The organism is Microbispora sp. H10949, from assembly GCF_014161435.1.
Lineage (GTDB): Bacteria > Actinomycetota > Actinomycetes > Streptosporangiales > Streptosporangiaceae > Microbispora > Microbispora triticiradicis.
This window is the reverse complement of the sequence record NZ_JABBWZ010000007.1, coordinates 1-16,073: the sequence shown is the minus strand read 5'-3', so window position 1 is coordinate 16,073 and position 16,073 is coordinate 1. Positions and strand designations below refer to the sequence as shown.

Genomic DNA, 16,073 nt, shown 5'->3' with positions numbered 1-16,073 from the left:
TCGGAGCAACCAGGTTTGACATCGCCAGGACGGCGACGAGTACGCCGCCTGTGATTCTTGCGTGTCTGTACCTGTGCCTGACCTGCAGGAACGTCATTCTCACTCCGGCCTGTTGTCCTACTAAGGCTTACGGAGCGCACAGTACGATCGAGCAGCACATTCACGGCACATTGATAATGTGCCGGACTCCTACGCGCTTTTTTACCTGGCCATTTCCTTCTTGCAGCACGATCAGGACGATTGGTAAGATTTCAGTCAGAAGCTTCACATAGTTCGCACTCTTGCCACATGGGGGCTGTCTGTGCTATTTGAGGTGCTGGGACCACTCATGATGGAGGACACGGCCGGCCAGAGCGTCGATATCGGCAACGGCAAGCTTCGCCATTTACTGGCGCTATTCCTTCTTAATGCAAACACCTGCACACCAAAGCACTGGCTTGTCGAGCACCTATGGCATAGCCATGCACCAAGGTCGGCTTCAAGCAATCTCAAGACATACATCACACGATTGCGCCGATTTGGGGTCCCCATAGCCACTCAAACGGACGGCTATGTGATTACGGTTGCCCCCAGCCAGTTGGATGCAGACCTGTTCGAAAACTACGCCATAGATGGCCGCAAGGCGCTCAATCGGGGAGATCTCTACGAGGCAGCCACCGCCCTGGACGCTGCGACACGTCTCTGGCGCGGCGATCCCCTACATGGAATCAATCTAGACAAAGAGCTCTCCCTGTGGGCCGAGCGTCTACGTGAGAGTTTCCGACTAGTGACAGAAGATCTATTTGAAGCTCGACTATCCCTGGGGCGCCATCGCGAGATAATCGGCCCTCTTAAGACCTGGGTAGCAAAGAATCCCCTACGAGAGCGACCCCATGCACAGTTAATGACCGCACTTTATCGGGATGGCCGACGAGCCGATGCACTTGAAGTCTATCGGGATCTTCGCAACAGCTTGGTCATGCAAGTCGGCTTGGAGCCAACGTCCGCCTTGCGTGAGCTACAGCAGCAAATACTACTTGAAGATAGCAGAATCAACGCAGAATCAACCGTGCACATGATGATGGAACGTGCTAGGACGGTTATCTACGGGGCCAATTCGTCTGTTCCCCACGAGTCCAAGAACTGGAATCCGCTACGGCGCCGACTCGATACGGGATAGACCCTCAGACAACGGGCTAGGGCCGATCGGATGACCAATATCCATCATGAGGACATGGCTCGCGCCCACCACTGGAGGGCTGCCAGGCGAACTCGGCGATGGCGACGCGGCCCTGGCCCCCGCTTATCGCGGGCGTCGGTGCGCGCGGCAGGCACCAGAGAGAGGCCCGCGCCATATGGAGAGGGCCGGGCCCTGAAGGGGCCGGCCCCCGACCTGCCTCACTGAAATCGACCAAGAAAACGGTGAGAGCGGTCCTGACTAGCCTACGCTTAGTAGGACCCGGGGTCACATAGAAGCAGGAGCACCATCAGGTCCGATTCCGGGTGCCTCCTGTTGGTCCGAACGTCCTGCGGCTTGCGGTTCCTCGAAGTGCTTGCGGACTGCCGCAACCCGCGTAGTGAGGATCGCGGACAGCGCCTCGCAGTCGTCGAGGGTGAGCGGGGCGTACGGCACGAGGTAGAGCAGGCCGGTGGGGCCATCGATGAGCTCGATGGGCAAAGGACGTGCGGAGTCCTTCGGCGGGGTGCACACGATGAGAGTCGTTCTTCCAGACATAGTGGATAGATCGCGGATCGTACGATGACGGGCGAGGACTCCTCTGCGGGTTTTCAACCGCCGGACCGGCGAGGTTGCCATTCAGAGCCGCTCTCTGGAGCAGCTCCCCTCGCCGGTCCATCTCTTCCTCGCCGCTGGCAACAGATCAGCTAGCAGGACGGACCTGTAGCGGCCGCCTCAGCTACCGCTTGATCCAGACGGAGTTCTTGCAGTGGAGGCTGACGTGGTTGGTCTGGAAGCAGATCTTGAAGACGGTGATCGTCCCCAGGACGACGCTGTCCTCGCCGCACTTGCGGTCCCCGCCCTTCTCGTCCTGCACAGTGTGCTTGAGCAGGTACGTGGTGGCGTACTCGGCGTAAACGGACGTCTTGTCGGCGTAGCTGTCGCAGACGGTGATGTGCTTGCGGTCGGCGCTCACCTCAACGTAGCCGTACCGGTTGTCGCCGTCGCTCCAGCCGGGGCCGTCGGCGACGGCAGGGGACGAGACCGTGACGACGGTGAGCAGGGCGGCGTCGAGCGTGATGAATTTGGACATGAGTAACCTCCGAACTGGTGTTTTAGGGAATGGGCGACCGTTGCTGGGCCGTGGTGGGGGCGGCTCAGCAGTGACGTGGTGGTGGTGCGGGCTGATCACCGATGCCGCGAGTGGGCACCTGCGACGGGCTGTCAGCCCGGGGTGAAATAGGTAAGGGCGTCAGCGAGGGCGGACGGCTCCGGCGAACTCTCGTTCCCGGTACGGGTCTCCGGTCCAGGTATCCACCCGGACGGTGCTGCCGGTGGACGGCGCGTGGACCATCCGGGTGCCGTCCAACGCGATCCCCACGTGGTGGATGGTCGATGGATCCGCCGGATTCGTCGCAAAGAAAAGCAGGTCACGAGGCCTGATCTGGGACCGTGGTACGCGAACGCCAGAGGTCCACTGGACCGAGGTATGGCCGCCGATTCGAACGCCCGCCTTGCTCCAGGCGTACTCGGCGAGCCCCGAGCAGTCGAACCCCGAGGTGCCGGCGCCGCGACCGATGCCGTAGCTCGGCCCGTTCGGGCCGCCTGCGCCCCAGGAGTACGGAACTTTGCGCATACCGAGTGCGGCTTGTACGGCTATCGCCCCTTCGCCGGCTCCGAGATCGATACCGGCAGAGAGGTCACCCAACTGGCCGCACAGCTCCAACTGAACCGCACTGACGATTCCCTCAGCCCTCCTCTCCAATTCCGTGCGGTTTCGGTCGCCTTGCCCGAGGTGGGAGGCAAGATCGGCCACGATTGCCTCGCGCGGAGCTCCGAGCGAAGCGGCAGCCTGCACGCTGATCCTGATGTCCTCCAGTTCGCGTGGCGACAGGCCAAGCTGCTGAGTGCTGCTGGTCGAGACCTGCCGCTGCTCCAACCGGGCCACGATCTTCTCGACGAGGGGTTCGTGCTTCGCGTACTCGCCGCGCAGATCCTCCCGAGGCCGTTGGACGATCGCGGCCGCCTCGGTGAGCGGCAGCGACGACCAGTTGGGCACCTTGACCAGCCGGGAGAAGAACGCCCGTGCCGCGTAGCGGGGGTCTGTCACCTGGCCCTTGGTGCCCCACCCGCTGACGGGGCGCTGCTGGAAGAGGCCGAAGGACGTCCCGTGGTCCCCAACCACGTCGTTCTTCAGGCCCGACTCCTGCAGAGCCGCCGCAATCCCGATAACCGCGGCGCGGCGAGGGAGCTTCATGGAGTTCGCCGTGTCCAGGATGGTGCGCGCGTTCGTCGCCTGCTCCCTGGTCAGGTCGGCCTCTACCGTCGTGGTGCTCGGCTGGACCTGCGAGCGGCGAGGAGGAACCGGTCGAGGCTGCCGCCGTCGTGGGTGGCGACGGCCAGCAGGATTCCCAGCACCGCCACCGGCAGGGCGATCGCCGCGAAGACGGCGAGGGGGAGCCGCTCACCGAGCATCGTGTAGCCGAAGTAGAGAGCCACACCGATGACGGCGAGGATCGCCACCTGCCGAGCGGTGAGCCCCCAGACGATCCGGTCGGGCTGTTCCACATCGACGGGGATACGGACGACTTCGCTCCAGCTCATCGTCCGTCACCCCTCGCTGCCCACGCGTACGGCGATGAGGTGGTGGCTTACGTCGTCCGGGGTTCTCGGGCCAGTCCACGGAGCCCGGGACGGGAGCGTCCGGAGGCACGATCGGCTGCACCGGTCGTCTGGGTGCCGCCGGCGGGACGACCGTCTGACGTGGGGGAGGCGGTGAACTGGTTCCCGCGCTCCGCAGCCGGTACATCTGATTGAGCCCGGCGGCGTAGTAGTTGTCGCGCGGGTAGCCGAAGACGGGAGTGGATGGCGGAACCGGGCGTGAGGGCGCGGGCGTCGGACGGTACTTGCCTTGGACCGGCGGGGCGCTGGGAGCGTGTTTGACGACCGACGGCTGCCAGTTGGCCGGGTTGACCGGGCGCCGGGCGAAGACCGGGGCATGCTTGGCCGGTCCGGCACCTCCGCGGGCTGCGGCAGCGGCGGTTGCCGCAGTGGCAGCGGACGCGGCAGCCGTACCGGCAGGGCCTGCCACCAGAGCGGGCAGGGCCCTCGTGGCTATTGCCGTGGTCGCCGCGCGACGTGCCGTGCCAGTCCTGGAGCCCTTCCTGAGGTGCAGGACGTTGAGGAGCGGGCTGGTCAGCTTGTAGGCCACGGCGTACTTGACGATGCGGACCAGGCCGAGCCCGCGGCCGCCGGGCAGGAACATGGCGCGTGACACCCAGGTGGGGATGCGCACCAGGATGATCAGCAGGACGAGGGCGAGGAGCAGGTTGTAGAGCGGGCCCCGGCCGGTCAGCCCCATGACCTCGCGGCCGTCCTGGTTGAAGAAGACCCGTACGGCCGTGACGAGCGTGAGGGACTGACAGATCTGGATGAGCAGCAGCCCGGTGAAGACCCGCCACCACAGCCGAGCTAGACCATCGGTCTGCGGCAGGGCGTGACACGCGAGGGCCAGCGGGGCCGCGACCACCAGCAGGGTGGTGAGGGCCACCCGCAGCACAAACGTGATGAGCAACACCACGAGCAGCACCACGGCCACCAGGGCGAGCAGGATGTAGAAGATCGGCGATGTGTCGGGCAGCAGGACCAGCAGGCGGATCGCGTTGGCCGCCCTGCGCGCGTCGAAGCCCTGACCGAGCAGCGCCTGGGCGATCGCGTTGCCGAGATCGATGGCCTTGCTTGTCAGCAGGAAGCTGGCGTTGGCGCCCAGGAAGGCTACGACGAGTCGGGGCAGGATCTCTTTGATCGCGTACCTGGTCTGGACGGTCTCGTAGCTCATGGCCAGGATCCCGCCGACGGTGGCGAACAGGATGAAGGATCCGTTCGCGATGACCAGGGTCACGTGCCACAGATCCTCGATCCGTGTCTGGCCGTCGATGCTCGGCGTGGCCAGGAGGGTGGCGGCCAGGGCGTCCAGCAGCGGCTTGATCGCGGATCCGACGAGGTCGGCGAACCAGGCGTTGATCTGGTTGGTGATCCAGTCGCCGATGCCGAAGCTGATCCCGGTGGTGCCGCTCGGGAGGGGCGGCAGTTCAGGCGTGGTCTTCGGAGCGGGCGAGGGATTTGTCCACAGGATGTGGATAAGAATCTCGTTGGACATCGCCGTCACCCGCCGACGACGTGCTTGAGCACGTTGACGAACAACGGCGCCAGCACGGCCAGGGCGTAACCGAGCGCGGCAGCCTTGAAAGCGACCTTGGCTTTCTGGACCTCCCCGGGATCCCCGCCGGCGACCAGGTAACGCAGGCCACCGATAGTGAACATGAGCGTCGCCAGCGTGGCGAGCAGCCCGACGATCCAGTTCCGCAGGTTGGTGAAGACCTTCTCGAGCTGGTCCGGCCGGGTCGGCGGAGCAGCGGCGTGAATCGTGGCAGTCGCGTTGCCGCCGTCGGCCACAGCCGCGGCAACGAGAACGGCAACGATTGCCACCGCGATGCCGACGACGAGCAGCACGCGGACGATGTGCCGCCGCGGCTTCCGCAACGCCGGCAGGTGAGGGATCCGCGCGGAGCCGGTGAGGCTGCCCCGGCCTCCTTTCCTCCTGGTGGTGTCGGGTTGCGTATCCGAGCTCCGGCTCCGCGCGGAAATCATGGGGACGTCCTCCTTCACCCCTCTAGAAGGGGCAGGGGAGATCGTCAGGGACGTGGCGGCCTCGACTTCGCCGCTCAGGACGGCGTCGACGAGGATCGGCTCGCAGCGCTGGCGGCGCTTCTTGGCGGCCTCGGTGGTCAGGCCGAGCTGCCGGGCGGCGTCGGCCAGGGTGCGCTTCTCCAGACGGGTCATGCCGATCAGTTCGGCGTCGACCTCGCTGATGACGCCCTTGGCGACGGCGTCCAGGAGGACGAGGTCCGGATGCCCCCAGGGGACGGCAGGGGGCGCGGATTCCTGGAGCGGAAAGCGCCGGGCGACTCCGGCCTCCGCGTTCTCCCGCGCGCGCTCGCCGGCGCGCCTGGCCACCGCGCACATGCGGGTGAAGACGTTCGGGGTGCCGAGGTTCACCGTACGGATCGCCTCGATGAACGCGGTCAGGACCTCGGTGTCGATGTCTTCGGGGTCTCCGGCGACGTAGCCGCGGCAGATCCTGCCGCTGATGCCGCGCAGTGCCGGAACGGCAACCCCGACGGCACTCACCATCCACTGCGGCCCGTTCTGCCGGGCCCGCGTCACCAGCAACCGCCAGACCGCGTCGCGGGCGGCGTTCGAGCAGGAGGGGTGGATCAGCACATCCCGCAGCTCGATCAGCAGCATTCGCCGGCTGGGGAGGCCGTGCCCGACCTGTCTGCCGTCGACGGCGAGGCTGCTGGGCGCGCAGGCGAGCATTCGGAAGGCGCGCTCGGCGATGTCCAAGGGTGACCGGTCCGGGCCGGCCAAGTCGGATGGGTTCGTAGGCATCGGGTTCTCCACGGCGAGAGGGATTTCGCTTCGTCGAACCCGGTTGTAGGAGGCGCCTCTGGCACGGCTCCGGCGCCAATCCCCTGCTGCTTCTGGCACGCCTCTGGCGTTTGGCGGTGCGGTATGTCGGCGGGCGTCCGCCAGAGCGACGCCAAAGGTACGCAGGTGCTCTCACCAGGGCTGGCGGCTCACGCCAGAGCGATGCCGGAGGCCGCTGCTGCACTCGAAGCGCGTATCTGAGTTCCGCCCCGGAACAGAAATGAAAGCAACGAGCACGACCTGGCGAGAGGTCCCTCACCAGCCGGCCTCGGCCGGTCCTCACATGTGGGCTCTCTCCGTGCAGGGGGAGGCGTGATGAGGGTCCCGTACTGGCGAGACGACCACGCCACCCTGCACCTCGGCGACGCACGCGAAGTGCTGTCTGACATGCCCGACCGGTCCGTGGACTGCCTGGTGACCAGCCCGCCCTACTACGGGCTTCGGGACTACGGCCCCGGCCAGTACGGCCAGGAGCCCACACCCGACGACTACGTGGAAAACCTCCGCGCCACCTTCACCGAGGCCCGACGGGTGCTCGCCAACGACGGCACCTGCTGGCTCAACCTCGGCGACATGTACGCCGCCAACTCCGACGGCTACGCCCGCGGCACCACCTACAACCAGCGCCAGCCGACCGTACGGCCCCGCTCCCGTCGCATGGTGCCGCCCAAGAACCTGCTCGGCATGCCCTGGCGGGTCGCCTTCACCCTCCAGCGCGACGGCTGGATCCTGCGCAACGCGATCGTCTGGTCCAAGCCCAACGCCATGCCCCAGTCGGCCCTGGACCGGCTCTCCACCCGCTACGAGCTGATCTTCCTGCTCGTCAAGCAGCGCTTCTACTGGTTCGACCTCGACGCCATCCGCGAGCAGTACGCCGGCGACCGATCACTGTCCCGCCGGGCACGACGCGGCGGGACGAAGCCCAACGCCATCCAGACACCCTGGCCACCGACTGGCACGCCGGAGTCAGCCGGCACGTTGCACGGCGCCGCCAGCCGCCCGAACGACCGTGCCAATCATGCGGCCGACTTGAACGGCCGCAACCCCGGCGACGTCTGGACCATCTCGACCAGGCCCTACCGGGGCGCCCACTTCTCCCCGTTCCCGATCGACATCCCGCTCCGCGCCATTGCCGCCGGCTGCCGCCCCGGCGGCACCGTCCTGGACCCGTTTTCCGGAGCGGCAACAACGGCCCTTGCCGCCCGGCAACTCGGCCGGCAGTTCATCGGCATCGAACTGAACGCGGACTACTGCAAGCTCGCGGTAGCGCGGATCCGAGCGGCATCGGCAACGGCAGGAGGCATCGAATGAAAGACATCACCCTCCGGGACCTCCAGGACCTGCCGCCGACGCTCGACCTGATGACCGCCGCCCGCATCCTCGGCATCGGCCGGACCAAGGCCTACGAGCTCGCCAAGAAGGACGAGTTCCCCGTCCGGACCATCCGCATCGGTGACCTCTACCGAGTCTCTACGACAGACTTGCTCAGACTTCTGGCGGCGACACCCACCAAAGAGGTTTAGCGCCCTGCCGCCGCCGTACGGTCTGAACAGATAGGGCGAGTTGACGAAGGCGATCGATACGCTATGGGGGCAGCCTGCACACCTACCTGTGACGCAGTGGCCCACGATGGATACTACTTGAGGCCCGCTGGTGCGAATCCCCTCTTAGCGCTAACCAGCACCTGCCGGAAACTCATTTACGACGGCGCTCTCTCCCACATAGCCCGACCTTCCCGACTGATCACGGAGCAAGTAGTAGGCCTCAACCGCCGATGCCGCGCATCGACAACGGCGGCTCAACCACCGTTACCTTCCCGCCTGTTCATCTACGCCCAAATCATCGGCTGAACCTGGATCCGATTGTGCTGGTCGTTGAGGCACCTGCCCCCGCCGTCATCACAGCGCAGTGGTGGGCGGAGCGAGCAGACATCACGGATAACCACCGCGCGTGTGTTTCCGAATCGGCCACCAACGTCAAACTCATCGACAAACGCTGCTACTGCTACCGTTCACCGTCGTAATCAGCAGATGGAGCGTCTTGAAAATGCGGCCGTTGACTTCCCCGATCAGGGGCACTTCACAGCTGGTAGACCTGATACTCACATAGAAGATCGACGCGCCGCTCGTCGGGATCCTCCTGGCCGTCCGGAGTCCCTGCACCAAGCTCGCCGTGCGCTTCGACGTCGATCCGCGCGCTGGTGCCCGCCAGGTCCCGGAGGATCTTCGCGACCGCGTCGGCGCGCTTGCGCGCGAGCGCTTGGTTCTGCTGGACGGTTCCCGTGCTCGACGCTCGTCCGGTGAGTCGGATCGGCCGCGTACCCTTGCGGATCTCCGCCTGGACCGTGGCGGGCAACTCTGCGTACCAGGAGTAGATGTGCCGGATCTTGTCCTGAGGCAGCGCGGAGCTCCCCGAGGGAGCGAAGTGGACCGCCGTGGCATGCTCTGCCGTCGTTAGCCGGGGAACCGCCCCGCCGCCCGACTGCGTGAGCACGCCGTGACGCACCCACTTCTGCGACGACGAAACCCGGAGCCCTGTGAGGTTTCCGGCCGCGTCGACGATGAACCCGCCGCTAAAGCTTTCGTCGCCGCTGCCCAGCGGGTTCCAACGCCCACTGATCGAGTAGGCGACCGCCGACACCGGCTCGTTATCCGCAGTGTAGGCGGACGGGCAAAACGTGATCGAGAAGCTCGACGTGACAAGTGAACTCGAGCTGCCGCGGTCCTCAGTGACTGACACACGGCGCACGTTGAAGCCGTCGTACTCCAGCTCGACGTCGAACCAAAAGGTTTGCGTCCCGATGCCGGGGCGCGGGTGGTACGCGGTGATGGGGAAGCGGAACGAGCGGCGCTGTATCGTCAGACCGGTCGGGGTCGAGTTGTGGATGTAGCTCGCCGATATCGAGGTGACTGAGAACGACCCGTCGAATACATGCTGCTGCAGGGTGTTGAAGGTACTGAGCCCCAGCTCGACGCCGGAGATAAGCACGCCCGCGGGGGCAATGAACCCTACGTCGGGCGAGGCATCACCGTCCCAGCCGGGTTCGAGATACTCCGATATCTGCGGGGAGGCCGACTCCCAGCCGGTTGCTGGCTCGTCCCCGGTCCAGTCCTCCGCAGCCTCGAACCCGGAAGGCCTGCCGACGGCGTGCGGTCCTGAGTCCGCGTCTCCCCGCCGGAGGGTCGCGCTGAGGTCCGGATCGAGTACGGCCTCGTCGGCTGCGGTGTCGAAGGTGTCCAGCCCGTTCGTCTCTCGGTCCAGCTCCAGCGGCCGTGTACGGAGCAGCAACTGGCCCGGCGGTACGAGACCCGCCGAGTCGAGCACCCGCACCGACCGCGAACCAATAGCCGTCCCGGGGAGCGACGCGACGGCGTACCAGCCGGACGGCCCGCCGGGTCTACTACTGCGGCGGCGGGTCAGGCCGGGCTCAGCGACGACTACGCAGTCACCTCGCGGTCCGGGTCGTCCGAGAACGGCCCGGAGTATGATGTCGCCCACTTCGAGCGGGTCCACCACCTGCTGCCCGGGCCGGGCGAGTATCACGAACCGGCTGTTGAGCCATGTCGAGAGGTCCCCGGCGGGGCGGTAGAGCAGCTCGCGGTAGGCGCGAGCCGGCGCGAGAGCAAGCGCTGTGATGTGATCGTGTTCCATAGTGGTGGTCTCGGATTCGTGTGGCCAGGTCTGTCGTACGGCGGCGAGCAGGGCGGGGATGTTCAGGTAGCCCCGGCCCAGACGGTTGGTTTGGATCTGGTCGAGGGCTGGTGGGTCGGTGGTCGACAGCACGAGCCGGCGGATCTCGGCGGCGCCGAGCCGATGCCCTGCCCAGCCCAGCAACACGGCCACGGCCCCTGCGACGGCTGGTGCGGCCATGCTCGATCCGGTCTTGCGGACCAGCAGACCGGGACTGCGTTCGCTGCCCGGCGGTGCCGAGCGGGCTGCCAGGATGCCGACGCCGGGGGCGACCAGGTCGGGTTTTCCGCGGTTGTCGCGTGTCGGGCCGGCGCTGCTCGACGGGCCGGGTGGCCGAAGGGGGGAGCGGGCGTCATAGCTGCCCACGACGAGCGGCAGGTGACCGTTGGCGATGGTGCCGGTGGTGTAGTTGGGGCTGGCGTCGCCCGGCACGAATCTGGCCTGACATCTCGGACACGCCTCGTCGCGTTCGAGCCAGGCGTGGAAGCGGCCGTTGCGGACCCGCCGGCCCTCGAGTGTCACGCGCCACTCACCGGCCGGCGCCCACGGGTAAAAGAACGCGTCGACGTGGTGGTCGTGGTTTTGAGGGTCAAACGATCTATGATAAGTACGCCCTACGACCCGGCCGGCCACGACGATATCGGCCGTCTCGCCGAGCAGGACGGCCGATGCGCCATGAGTGCCCGGTGGGTCGATGCGTACGGCAAACTCGTCCGCTCCGTCGTACCAGATCTCCAACTCGTTCGGCGTGGTATCGGCAGGGTCGGTGACGAACCGCAGCACCTTGCGCTGTCCCTGCCGGACAACTCCCGTGGCATGCGTGCGGGTTTGGGCGTAGTTGCCCACGCTCTGCAAGATCATCCGGTTCGGCGCCGCCGACAGGAGCTCATCCAGTGCAAGCTCGACGAGGGTTGTTCCATCATGTGGACCACCGGTCCGCCCCATGGATAGATTTATGACAAAAGGCCGGTCACGGGCCGTCTGTGCAATGAGGTGAACTGCCTCTAGCAAGCGAACATGATCGCCCATAGTGGAAAGGTCCACCAGACCCTCGGAACGCTGGGCAGCCAGGTGGACGAACACAAGATCCGCATCGGGTGCCACGCGGCGGGCGATGTCCGTCACATGCGTCCCATGTGCACCACCGCCGCGGTCCGCGTCGGCCGGATGATATCCGAGCGTCCGGAACGGGTGGGCAGTCCGCAGTGCCCGATCGATGTGCTCCCGGGTGTAGACCGTTCCGTACCCGTACGGCTCCGGCGCAATGGGCGTCATCTCTGTCGGCGTAGTGCTGCTCCAACCAGTCCCAGGCAAGGGTGTTCCGGGGAGGTCTGCCGTGGGCGGCCGACGTTTCGGTGAACGCTGGTCCCACAATTTGATCAACCGAGTGGTTCCGTTGGGACGCCGCAGGTTTGGGTGATCGAAATCTATACCCCAGTCGACGACGCCTAGGACGACACCGGCTCCCGTGAGCGGCGGCTCGGCCGGCCGCCTGGGGAAGTCCCCCCCGATCGGACGTCTCCTGTCTGCCCGCTGCTCCTCGTCTGGGTGCTCGAAAGGCTGCATTCGAGCACCCAGACGGGCCGGATTCGCGATTTCTTGGCCCTCAACGGAGGAGTCGTCCGGACCAAGTTTCCGGGCGGCTTTCAGGCTCACCACGTCCGGGTGCGCCCGCACCTCCTCTATCGCGGCGAGAGGGAGGCGACAGGTCGCGATACAACCGAAGCGGGCCACGACCCGAACGCCGGCGACCTCGACGCGCGGCCGCCGAAACCGGATGACCGCCTCGACCACCTGGTCCTTCGGCTCACGGCGCAGTAGCTCCCGTAGGGCAGGATCCATGACCCGTCATGCCCTACTTACTGCTCGCGGCGGGCTTCGTCCGCCGGCGTGGGCGCACCATCAGTGGACTCGCTCTTCGCCGCGTTTATGATCGCGCGCGCGATGTCTATGGCGCGCGGGTCTGACGAGTCTTTGAGGACCTCAATCTCGAACAGCTGTACCACATCGTCGGCTGTCGCCGTGATGAGGGCGAATCCGGTGCCTTCGGCCTTGACCGCGCCACTGACCTCGTTGATGGAAACGACGCTTGGATGCGCCGACTTCCACGTGACCTTGACGTCGCAGGGCTTGTCTTGCCCGTCAAGGACATAGGCCTGCAACGTAGCCTCGTCGTGGAGCCTCAGCTGCGGCTTGCCCAGAATCTTGATCGTCTTCGCTGATTTGGCATCCTCACGCTGCTGGCCGAGGAACGCCAGCCCGAGCATGCCCACGCCACCGTAGACCGCCGGGTGACGGATCATGCCCTCAATCCCGCCGTGACTGCTGCCGCTCGCGAGCGCCAGCAACGGCATGGCCTGGATCCCAGCCCGGACGTAGGTGTTTTTAGGCGTGCCGAACGCCCGGAACGCTTCACCGATCAGCAGCGTGGCAACCGTCGCGAGGCCTGCGCGGTCGATCTTCTTGTTCTGCTCGGCGATCGTGCTGCGCAGGGCATCCTGCTGCACCTTGTTGCGCAGTTCCATCTCCCTTAGGGCGCTGACGACCGCACGCGGTGAGGCCGGGGCTGGCAACCTGCTGCCCCGTCCGACGGCCGCCCGGCGTCTCGCGGCCGCTCGGCGCTTCGCGGCTGCAAGCGCCTGGGCGCGCTTTCGCCGGGCGCGCGATGCAGCCGACTCGGCGTCGTCGTCGTACAGCTCGGCATCGTCGTCGTACAGCTCGGCATCGTCGTACACGTCCTCGTACTCGATGCCGGGGTCTTCCATGAATGCACTGCTCATCTGACTTCTCCTTCACCGGGTCTGTTTGTGAGGCTCGCGCCGACGGCAGCGGCTGAGCCGAGGCGATGGTTCATGACCGGGGGTTCAGCCGTGCCAGTGACTGCAGGCCCAGCCGACGAAATACGCCGGGTCACGGGGACGACATACTCGGCGTACAGCTCTGGGTCGGGCGGCACCCAGCCGGCCGACCCCTCTCCGCCGCAGCCGGGGCAACCGGCGTCCTCGCCCCAGCATTCACAGGCGCCGAGTGCCGCGGCGAGCAACGTGTTGCGGTCGACGAGCGCCTGGTAGGCCGCCGACTCGTGGGCCTTTAGGACGGCAGGGCCGTCGCCGGGCGGGGCGGTCGCGAGCCGCTCGGCGAGCTCACCGAGAACGCGTTCAGCGAACCCCATCGGGTCCGGCAGCGCCTTCACCAGGAGGGCTTCGACGGCCGCCAGCTCGGAGGTCGTCATGACGCCAGCTCCTCGTTCTCGATGTCCATGAACGCCGTATAGAGGGAGCGTCCGGTGCCGAGAGCGGGTTCGGCGTACTCGCCGCCGCTTTCTCCGAACTCGCCGCCATCAAGGCCCTCGCCGTCGAGGTATGCCAGCTCGTCCGCGTCCGCCGCCGCTTGGCCGAAGACCGAGCTGAGCAAGTTCATGACGGACGCAACCGGTACTCCACTCACCTGCCGGGCACCATGCTGTCCCATAGACAAAGCCAGCAACGCCTTGAGCACGTCCGGCTGCTGAGTCAGCACGAGCCCTTGCGCTGCCGCTGCCGAACCGTCCGCCACTGCGGGTCTTGCCACGCCGGCCCCCGGGAGTGCGCCGATTGGAGCGGGCGGCATAGCTGGTGTGCCACTACTGCTAGAAGGGATGCCTGGCGCTTTCGTGGGCTTGCCAGCCTGGGTCAGTGCGCCTGCTGCGAGGGTGCCGAGCTTGCTGCCGATCGCGGTACCGGCCGGGCCACCGATCAGCGTGCCCAAGGCACCGGCCCCGGCGGGAAGTGCCGTTCGCAGGCCCTGCCCGACGAGCGGGTTGGCCATGACATGGCTGACATCTCGCTGGCTTCGCCGCAAGGCCTTCTCGAAGCTGAACGCCTCTGCCGCGCTCATTCCGTCGAGCACGGCCTCGATCGCGTCGTCGTAGGCGTCGTCGTCGGCATCGGCATAGTCCTCGTGCAGCGCCTCCCGCAGGACATGCCCTAGGCCGGGCTCGTCCCAATCGTCGGCATCCGTCCAGCCGTCGGCCGCTTCAGCGTCCATCCAGCTGGCGTCAGCCCAGCTATCGGCTTCTGCCCAGTACTCCAGGTCTTCGAAACGGCGTCTCACGTCCCTCACCTCCACGTGCCGTCCCATCCGCGCTCGCGCACCCCTCAAGGCTGCGAGCGCGGACGACGCCATGGCCAGCAAGGCCATACGGCCCCCAGTTCAGGTCTGGTCGAGCCTGCGACTGCGCCGCACGGAGTGGACCTCGAAGGTTGTGGCCGCATCCAGCCGCGCCGCTCCTGTCAGGGTCGGATCACTGATCGAACGGAGCCAACAGGCGAAACTTCTCATGCCTCTCCGCTGCCGAGCCGAAGACGCGCCGGACCAGATCGAGCGTTTGGGCTGTCCTTACCGGCCACTACTCGAACAGAACTTCACATGCCGCCCGTGATGCCCAGGCGAGGGTGGACGCGCCGTTATTGGGGGCAGGGCGAGCATCCGATGGGTTGCCGGCGCGGGCGAAGCGCCGGATGGTGTTGCGGCCGAGGTTCAGCCGACGGGCGATCTCCGGACGCCGTGGCCTTGCTTCAGCAGAGCGTGAACGGCGGCATGCCGTTCACGGGTGCGAACAGCGATCCGGTCGTCGCGGTCGGCGGGTATCCGAGGCGGGGCGGGCGCCTGCGCAGGCGGAGCTGGTGCGGGCTGAGCGCTGAGCGCGGGGACCAGGGACGGCAGGTGATGGCGGTGCCGGGTGAGGGCGCGTTCGACGGCCTCGCCGAGGTTCCTCCATAGGTGCCAGCGGTCTGCCACCTGGAACGCCTGCGGTGCGCCGCGGGCCACGCCCTCGGCATAGACGCTGGCCCGGTCCCGGCACACGATCTCGACGCCGGGGTGATCCTGCAGCCAGGCCGCGAGGGTCTCGGCCGTCCGGTCAGGAAGCACGTCGACCACCCTGCTGGTGGAGATGTCGATCAGGATGGTGCCGTAGGAGTGTCCTCGCCGGTAGGCGAAGTCGTCCACGCCGAGCACTCGCGGGCCTGCGGGGAGGGCCGCTCGGGCAGGCCGCGGATCAATCGGATTAGGGTCGTCCGGCTGACTGAGGTGGCCAGGTGCTGGGTGAGGCGGGCCCCGGCGCGACCGCCCAGCGCCAGCGCAATCGCCGCCAACACCTTGCCCGCTGGGATGCTGCGGCGGCCGTATCGCACCGTCAGGCCGGGAATCTGCTCAACGAACGTCGCTCTCGCGCAGGTGATATTTCGGCAGAAGAATCGGTGTACCCGCAGGTGGATGAGTAGTTCCTAGCTGCCGACTGCGGTGTCGGACAACCGCCGTTCGTAGTGACTATGCCTGCGCTGCGACCGAACCCTGCAGTCCGGGCACGCGGCCTCCACGGTGCCGGTGCTGGCCCGGATCCGCACCGTTCTTCCCGCACGCAACACCTGGTCAATGCACACGCGGGCCAGGTGAGGGAACAACGCCCGGACCATCTCACTGATCAACACGCCGCAGATCGTCGCCATCGACAGGTGACCTACTGGCTAGAGCGCCCGAACCGTGACCAGCTCAGCCGGGGTCCGATCACGGAAAGTGTGCCTGATCCCATTTTCGAGCGACGTTGACACTTCGGCCGGTCCAGGGCGACGGGTCTGTCCAATCAACGGTGTAACTCGGTCTTGATTGGTTCTATCGGGCGGTTGGGGTCAGGCGGCCTTCGAAGGTGATGGCGAAGGCGTTGAGGGCGGCCTTCCATCGGGTCACCCAGCGTTTG

The 16,073-nt window shown here is 66.5% G+C and carries 15 protein-coding genes; 5 read left to right on the top strand and 10 right to left on the bottom strand.

From position 1 onward, the window contains the following. Positions 1-328 precede the first annotated feature (328 nt). Positions 329-1,159, top strand: coding sequence for an AfsR/SARP family transcriptional regulator (locus HHX40_RS19505; RefSeq protein ID WP_182881744.1), 831 nt, complete (start codon positions 329-331; stop codon positions 1,157-1,159). Positions 1,160-1,895: 736 nt separating this feature from the next. Here HHX40_RS19505 and HHX40_RS19500 read toward each other — a convergent pair. From HHX40_RS19500 to HHX40_RS36850, 5 genes are all read right to left on the bottom strand, one after another. Continuing rightward, positions 1,896-2,249, bottom strand: coding sequence for a hypothetical protein (locus HHX40_RS19500; protein ID WP_182881743.1), 354 nt, complete (start codon positions 2,247-2,249; stop codon positions 1,896-1,898). A gap of 159 nt (positions 2,250-2,408) precedes the next feature. Further along, on the bottom strand, positions 2,409-3,413 hold the full coding sequence (locus HHX40_RS19495; protein ID WP_182881742.1) for a C40 family peptidase: 1,005 nt from the start codon (positions 3,411-3,413) through the stop codon (positions 2,409-2,411). Positions 3,414-3,475: 62 nt separating this feature from the next. Beyond that, on the bottom strand, positions 3,476-3,679 hold the full coding sequence (locus HHX40_RS19490) for a PrgI family mobile element protein (protein ID WP_310738191.1): 204 nt from the start codon (positions 3,677-3,679) through the stop codon (positions 3,476-3,478). After that, positions 3,621-5,315: a conjugal transfer protein TrbL family protein gene (locus tag HHX40_RS37755; RefSeq protein WP_182881740.1), complete on the bottom strand. Its 1,695-nt coding sequence runs from the start codon at positions 5,313-5,315 to the stop codon at positions 3,621-3,623. The genes HHX40_RS19490 and HHX40_RS37755 overlap by 59 nt, the downstream gene beginning before the upstream one ends. Positions 5,316-5,320: 5 nt before the next feature. Next, positions 5,321-6,607 carry a pilin gene (locus tag HHX40_RS36850; RefSeq protein ID WP_182881739.1) on the bottom strand — a complete coding sequence of 429 codons (1,287 nt, stop codon included), beginning with the start codon at positions 6,605-6,607 and terminating at the stop codon, positions 5,321-5,323. A gap of 354 nt (positions 6,608-6,961) precedes the next feature. Here HHX40_RS36850 and HHX40_RS19475 point away from each other — a divergent pair, with 354 nt between their 5' ends. From HHX40_RS19475 to HHX40_RS19465, 3 genes are all read left to right on the top strand, one after another. Then, complete coding sequence (locus HHX40_RS19475) at positions 6,962-7,957, top strand: DNA-methyltransferase (RefSeq protein WP_182881738.1); 996 nt, start codon at positions 6,962-6,964, stop codon at positions 7,955-7,957. Further along, positions 7,954-8,169, top strand: a complete 216-nt coding sequence (locus HHX40_RS19470; RefSeq protein WP_182881737.1) for a helix-turn-helix domain-containing protein — start codon at positions 7,954-7,956, stop codon at positions 8,167-8,169. Before HHX40_RS19475 ends, HHX40_RS19470 begins: the two co-directional genes overlap by 4 nt. 251 nt (positions 8,170-8,420) lie before the next feature. Continuing rightward, positions 8,421-8,669 carry a hypothetical protein gene (locus HHX40_RS19465; protein ID WP_182881736.1) on the top strand — a complete coding sequence of 83 codons (249 nt, stop codon included), beginning with the start codon at positions 8,421-8,423 and terminating at the stop codon, positions 8,667-8,669. 56 nt (positions 8,670-8,725) lie between these two features. Here the strand turns inward: HHX40_RS19465 and HHX40_RS19460 are convergent, their stop codons facing one another. Continuing rightward, positions 8,726-11,902, bottom strand: coding sequence for a S8 family serine peptidase (locus HHX40_RS19460; RefSeq protein ID WP_259403770.1), 3,177 nt, complete (start codon positions 11,900-11,902; stop codon positions 8,726-8,728). On the opposite strand from HHX40_RS19460, the gene HHX40_RS36845 reads away from it, so the two are divergent. Further along, a complete protein-coding gene (locus tag HHX40_RS36845; RefSeq protein ID WP_259403825.1) occupies positions 11,885-12,157 on the top strand; it encodes a hypothetical protein in 273 nt (90 codons plus the stop codon). The genes HHX40_RS19460 and HHX40_RS36845 overlap by 18 nt on opposite strands. Before the next feature lie 38 nt (positions 12,158-12,195). Here HHX40_RS36845 and HHX40_RS19455 read toward each other — a convergent pair whose 3' ends face one another. The 4 genes from HHX40_RS19455 to HHX40_RS19440 all read right to left on the bottom strand — a co-directional run bounded on the left by HHX40_RS19455 (position 12,196) and on the right by HHX40_RS19440 (position 15,325). Continuing rightward, positions 12,196-13,116 carry an Ig-like domain-containing protein gene (locus tag HHX40_RS19455; RefSeq protein WP_182881734.1) on the bottom strand — a complete coding sequence of 307 codons (921 nt, stop codon included), beginning with the start codon at positions 13,114-13,116 and terminating at the stop codon, positions 12,196-12,198. After that, positions 13,113-13,568, bottom strand: a complete 456-nt coding sequence (locus HHX40_RS19450; RefSeq protein WP_182881733.1) for a hypothetical protein — start codon at positions 13,566-13,568, stop codon at positions 13,113-13,115. Before HHX40_RS19450 ends, HHX40_RS19455 begins: the two co-directional genes overlap by 4 nt. Then, positions 13,565-14,428: a hypothetical protein gene (locus tag HHX40_RS19445; RefSeq protein WP_182881732.1), complete on the bottom strand. Its 864-nt coding sequence runs from the start codon at positions 14,426-14,428 to the stop codon at positions 13,565-13,567. The genes HHX40_RS19450 and HHX40_RS19445 overlap by 4 nt, the downstream gene beginning before the upstream one ends. A gap of 426 nt (positions 14,429-14,854) precedes the next feature. Beyond that, on the bottom strand, positions 14,855-15,325 hold the full coding sequence (locus HHX40_RS19440; RefSeq protein ID WP_182881731.1) for a transposase: 471 nt from the start codon (positions 15,323-15,325) through the stop codon (positions 14,855-14,857). Positions 15,326-16,073 lie beyond the last annotated feature (748 nt).

What these genes read in the sequence shown, in the direction of transcription:
- HHX40_RS19450 (WP_182881733.1), bottom strand. Translation starts at nt 13,568, where the DNA reads ATGACGACCTCCGAGCTGGCGGCCGTCGAAGCCCTCCTGGTGAAGGCG.
- HHX40_RS19460 (WP_259403770.1), bottom strand. Translation starts at nt 11,902, where the DNA reads ATGCAGCCTTTCGAGCACCCAGACGAGGAGCAGCGGGCAGACAGGAGA.
- HHX40_RS19500 (WP_182881743.1), bottom strand. Translation starts at nt 2,249, where the DNA reads ATGTCCAAATTCATCACGCTCGACGCCGCCCTGCTCACCGTCGTCACG.
- HHX40_RS19465 (WP_182881736.1), top strand. Translation starts at nt 8,421, where the DNA reads ATGCCGCGCATCGACAACGGCGGCTCAACCACCGTTACCTTCCCGCCT.
- HHX40_RS36850 (WP_182881739.1), bottom strand. Translation starts at nt 6,607, where the DNA reads ATGCCTACGAACCCATCCGACTTGGCCGGCCCGGACCGGTCACCCTTG.
- HHX40_RS19475 (WP_182881738.1), top strand. Translation starts at nt 6,962, where the DNA reads ATGAGGGTCCCGTACTGGCGAGACGACCACGCCACCCTGCACCTCGGC.
- HHX40_RS37755 (WP_182881740.1), bottom strand. Translation starts at nt 5,315, where the DNA reads ATGTCCAACGAGATTCTTATCCACATCCTGTGGACAAATCCCTCGCCC.
- HHX40_RS19505 (WP_182881744.1), top strand. Translation starts at nt 329, where the DNA reads ATGATGGAGGACACGGCCGGCCAGAGCGTCGATATCGGCAACGGCAAG.
- HHX40_RS19455 (WP_182881734.1), bottom strand. Translation starts at nt 13,116, where the DNA reads ATGAGCAGTGCATTCATGGAAGACCCCGGCATCGAGTACGAGGACGTG.
- HHX40_RS19470 (WP_182881737.1), top strand. Translation starts at nt 7,954, where the DNA reads ATGAAAGACATCACCCTCCGGGACCTCCAGGACCTGCCGCCGACGCTC.
- HHX40_RS19495 (WP_182881742.1), bottom strand. Translation starts at nt 3,413, where the DNA reads ATGAAGCTCCCTCGCCGCGCCGCGGTTATCGGGATTGCGGCGGCTCTG.